Annotated in this window: 5 protein-coding genes; 1 reads left to right on the top strand and 4 read right to left on the bottom strand. The window is 69.0% G+C overall.

All coding sequences use genetic code 11. The features are described from left to right. Positions 1–55 precede the first annotated feature (55 nt). The gene (locus tag ACM2XV_RS12805) at positions 56–1,324 is read right to left on the bottom strand and encodes an IS256 family transposase (protein WP_487027201.1); all 1,269 of its coding nucleotides are present in this window, start codon (positions 1,322–1,324) and stop codon (positions 56–58) included. A gap of 15 nt (positions 1,325–1,339) precedes the next feature. Here ACM2XV_RS12805 and ACM2XV_RS12800 point away from each other — a divergent pair, with 15 nt between their 5' ends. Beyond that, on the top strand, positions 1,340–2,068 hold the full coding sequence (locus tag ACM2XV_RS12800; protein WP_487027200.1) for a DUF2510 domain-containing protein: 729 nt from the start codon (positions 1,340–1,342) through the stop codon (positions 2,066–2,068). Positions 2,069–2,071: 3 nt separating this feature from the next. On the opposite strand, the gene ACM2XV_RS12795 is transcribed toward ACM2XV_RS12800, so the two are convergent. The 3 genes from ACM2XV_RS12795 to ACM2XV_RS12785 all read right to left on the bottom strand — a co-directional run. After that, positions 2,072–2,746: a response regulator gene (locus ACM2XV_RS12795; protein ID WP_425553384.1), complete on the bottom strand. Its 675-nt coding sequence runs from the start codon at positions 2,744–2,746 to the stop codon at positions 2,072–2,074. Beyond that, positions 2,743–3,912 (bottom strand): hypothetical protein, encoded by a 1,170-nt coding sequence (locus tag ACM2XV_RS12790; protein WP_487027199.1) that lies wholly within the window; start codon positions 3,910–3,912, stop codon positions 2,743–2,745. Before ACM2XV_RS12790 ends, ACM2XV_RS12795 begins: the two co-directional genes overlap by 4 nt. Beyond that, a partial coding sequence (locus tag ACM2XV_RS12785; RefSeq protein ID WP_487027198.1) for a sensor histidine kinase occupies positions 3,909–4,397 on the bottom strand: 489 nt, incomplete at its 5' end. The genes ACM2XV_RS12785 and ACM2XV_RS12790, both read right to left, overlap by 4 nt.

The following is a 4,397-nucleotide window of genomic DNA, read 5'->3' as shown; positions in this document are numbered from 1 at the left end:
CGGTCAAGTCCCGTGGGGTGGTGTCATTCCTGTTGTTGCCTGTGGTGGGTGATGGTTAGGCGGTGAGGTAGAGCTCGGGGCGTGCGGGTTCGGTGTGTTCGTGGAGGGTGTGGACGAGTTTGCGCATCGAGATGTCGGAGAAGTAGCGGCGTTCCCCGTATTGCCATTCCTCGTGCTGCTCTTGCAGGACCGCGCCGATGAGGCGCGTGACAGCGTCGCGGTCGGGAAAGATCTGCACGACGTCGGCGCGGCGCTTGATCTCGCGGTTGAGGCGCTCGATCGGGTTGTTTGACCAGACTTTCTGCCAGTGCTCGCGGGGCATCGCGGCGAAGCCGGTGAGGTCCGCTTCGGCGGTCTGGAGCATGTCGGCGATCTCGGGGAACGAGGAGCGCAGCGAGTCGGTCACGGCCCGGTACTGGCCGGTGACTGCCTCCGGGGTGGTCTGCGCGAAGATCGTGGTGATCAGCGCGTTCACGGGCTTGGATCGGGCCGAGCCGAGCTTCTGGGTGATGTTGCGTGCGAAGTGCACTCGGCAGCGCTGCCATGAGGCGCCGGGCAGGATCGCCTTGACCGCGGCCTTCAGGCCCGCGTGTGCGTCGGAGGTGACCAGGGCCACGCCGAGCGGGTCGGCGTCGGTCGCGACCTTGAGGCCCCGGTCTCGGAGGGAGCGGAGGAACTCGGTCCAGAAGTCGGTGGTCTCCGCGTCCCCCAGGCTCATGCCGAGGATCTCCCGGCGTCCGTCTCCGGAGACGCCGGTAGCGACCACGAGGGCCTGGGAGACGACCCGGCCGCGGTGGCGCACATCGAGATAGGTGGCGTCCAGGAACAGGTACGGGAACCAGGTGTGGTCGATGCGGCGGTGCAGGAACTCCTGCACCGTCTCGTCGATCTCCTGGCAGATCCGCGAGACAGTCGACCGGCTGATGCCGGTGTCGTTGCCGAGGGCGCGCACCAGCTGATCGACCTTCCGGGTGGACACCCCGTCGATCCACGCCTGGCAGATCACGGCGTAGAGCGCCTTGTCGACCCGCCGGCGGGGGCTGAGCAGCGACGGGAAGAACGACCCTTCCCGCAGCTTCGGGATCGTCAGATCCACCTCCCCTGCCGGGGTCGCGAGCGTCTTGGGCCGGGTGCCGTTGCGGCGGGTGATCCGCTCGGCGGTGCGCTCGTAACGATCGGCGCCGATCTTGGCCGTCGCCTCCGCGTCGATCAGGTCCTGCAGCCCGGCCTGCAGCATCCGCCGGAACACGTCCTGGTGCGCGAGGTCGGGATCAGCGAGGACTTCGCCGATCAAGGCCGAAAGGGCAGACTGGTTGTGGGTCATCGTGGGATCTCTGCTTTGCTTCTTGCCGGAAACAACTGGTCATCCCACGGTGGCCCGTCATCGTCTACAACGACGAGAACCCCCGCGGGAATTGACACCACGCTATGGGACTCGCCCAATGCGACACCTCCCGGCTGGTACCCCGACCCGTGGAACCGCTCCGCCCAGCGCTTCTGGGACGGCGGGCAGTGGACCGATCACGTCGCGCTCGCCGCGGCGCCTGGCGCCCGGCCGCGGCTGCCGGAGGGGGCGCCGGTCTACGGCCCGTGGATCTGGATCCTCGCGCTGCTGCCGCTGCTCGGCGGAATCGCGGTGTGGTTCATCCACATCGACGTCAGCGGCCTCGTCGACCTCATGCGCCGCGTCAGCGAAGAGCAGCAGGCGGGCGGCCCGGTCGTCACGGTGGACCCGGCGTCGATCTACGGCGGCGGCTACTGGGTGTCGGCTGCGGTCGGGTGGGGCGGCTACGCCGCGGCGATCGTGCTCGCCGTCTTCGACGCGCGTCGCCTGCGGCGCATCGGGGTCGAGCGCCCGTTCAGCTGGGGGTGGGCGTTCCTGATGAACATCGTCTATGTCATCGGCCGCAGCGTCGTCGTGCGCAGGGTCGCGTCGCCACGGGGTCTCGCGCCGATCTGGGTGCTGATCGCCGCCTATGTGGTGGCGATCGTGTCGTCTGCCATCTGGCTCGCGTCGTGGGTTGGCCCGCTCATCGAGCAGGCGGGCAACTCGTACCCCACTGCGTGAGGCTCAGTCGTTGTGCAGCAGGATGCCGTCGGCGATGGCCCGCTTGCGCAGCGCGACCTTGGTGCCGACGTCGAAGCCCGCGAGGCGGTACTTCTCACGGATGCGCTTGAGGTAGCTCTTCGCGGTCTCGTCGCTGATGCCGAGCTTGTAGGCGACCGACTTGACCGGCTCGCCCGCGCCGTACAGCGCCATGACGCGGCGCTCCTGGGCGGACAGCTTCGGGCTCGAGCCCTCGGTCTCGTTGAGCAGGACCTCGAGCTCTGCCGACACGAACGACTCGCCGGCCACCGCCGCGCGGATGGCCTCGGCGATCATCGCGGCGTCTTCGCTCTTCACGACGTAGCCGCTGGCGCCCGACGCGAGGGCCTCGCGCACGATGTTGGGGTCGGAGTACGCGCTCATGAGCACGGTGCGCGCCCCCGCCGTCTTCAGAGCTGAGAGCTTCACCGAGACCGGGATGTTGTCTTTGAGGTCGAGGTCGAGCAGGACGACGTCGACGGGGAACGCTGGGCTCGTCAGCAGCTCGGGCCAGGTGGCGACGGCCGCGACCACCTCGATGTCATCGGCGGCGTTGCGGATCCACTCGGTCAGGGCGCCGAGGATCATGCGGTGATCGTCGACGATCGCGATCCGGATGGGTTGGCCTGTCACAGCTCTTCTTCCTCTCGAGGGGGTCATCGATCGGCGACCACGTCAAGTGCGCAATCGACGTCGATTCTCAGAGTAGGCGCCTGGAACGAGTCCGTATAACGGCCCACCCGGCTGATAGCTTGCCATGCCGCCGGGTCGATGCGCCGCTTCGGCACACCGATCAGCTCGAGTGTGATGGCGAGCCGCTGGTTCTGGCCGGCTGCCCCGCTCGACCTGCGCACGGTCACGGTCAGAGACTGCGCGACTCGGTCGCCGTCGCCCGCCAGCATCCACAGCGCGGTCAGGAACCCGTCGCGCTGGTCGGGCGCGAGCCCCGCGGCGAGCCCTTCCGGGTCGTCGATCGTAGACACCGAGCCGAGCACGCTCGACTCGGTGAGCGCGTGGTAGAGCCAGGTCTCGCTCTTGCCCGCGACGAGGTTCATGCGCAGCTGGGTGGCGATCGTCGAGGCCTCTTCCGCGATGGCGTCGGGCAGCGGCAGCGGGGTGCGGCCGCTCGCGACGTCGTCGAGCAGCTTCTCGGCCTGGGCGTCGAGGCGCACCAGCTGCTCCGAGGCGTTCAGGCCGAGGCTCACGCCCGTACCGCCGGTCGTGCCCTTGGCCTGCGACAGGTCGGACTGGAACTCGACCATCTGGCGGAACGACTGCACGATCGCCGTGGCGATGATCGGCGGAATGATCGCGATGGCGATCGACACGACGCCGGGCGCGTAGTCGAAGGCATACGCGGGGCTGACGGTGAAGAGGATGTCGGTGAGCAGCAGGATGCCGAGCGCCGCGGCCGCCATGTTGATGGCGCGGCCCCGCTGGGTCGTCGCGAACATCACGAGCCCCGCGCCCGTCGCCATCGCCGCGGTCGGGAACGGCCCCGTGACGCGATGCGCGACTTCGCCCAGGACGCCGAAGACGTCCAGCACGAGAACCACCCCGAACGCGATGCGCGCGTAGGTGAACCAGCCGTCGGGCAGGCGCACCCGGCGGCTGATGCCGAGCTGGGTGAGGGTGACCACCGCGATGAGGATGACCCAGGCCGCCACATTGAGCGGCAGCATCGCGACCTCGCGCACGTCGATCAGGAAGAAGAGGAAGCACAGCCCGATCACGACGTCGGCGGCGATGTTGAGACCGGATGCCAGCCGGTCGACGCTCGGCTCGGGTTCGACCACCGGCGCCGGCCGCGGGGCGAGGTGACTCACTTCGGAACCTCCAGAACGACGGTCGTGCCGCTGCCGGGGGCGGAGAACAGGCGGGCGTCGCCGCCGACGTCGCGCAGGCGCGCCACGATCGACTCGCTGAACCCGAGCCGCCCCGGCGCGATCTGGTCGATGGAGAATCCGACGCCGTCGTCGGTGACCATCGCGCGCACGCTCTGATCGTCGTCGGTGATCGTCACGTGCGCCTCGCCGACACCCGAGTGGCGGCGCACGTTCTCGAGGCTCTCGGAGAGGGCGAGCAGGAACGCGTCGAGGGTGTCGCTCGGCAGCAGCACCTGGCCCTTGCCGTGCCAGGTCACCTCGAGGCCCATGCGCCGGAAGCGCTGCTTCACCGATTCGAGGGTGTTGCCGAGCGTGGATTCCTCGACCGGCCGCAGCTTGTACTCGCCGCTCGCGGCCGGGTTCGGCGTGAACCCCATGCGCAGCTGGCGCAGCAGCGCGGCATCCTCACCGGCCTGCTCGCGCAG

Source organism: Gryllotalpicola sp. CP2-P1, from assembly GCF_057512245.1.
This window is presented reverse-complemented; position numbering and strand designations above follow the sequence as displayed.

Coding starts and splice junctions, on each gene's coding strand:
- ACM2XV_RS12805 (WP_487027201.1), bottom strand. CDS start 1,324: ATGACCCACAACCAGTCTGCCCTTTCGGCCTTGATCGGCGAAGTCCTC.
- ACM2XV_RS12795 (WP_425553384.1), bottom strand. CDS start 2,746: ATGACCCCCTCGAGAGGAAGAAGAGCTGTGACAGGCCAACCCATCCGG.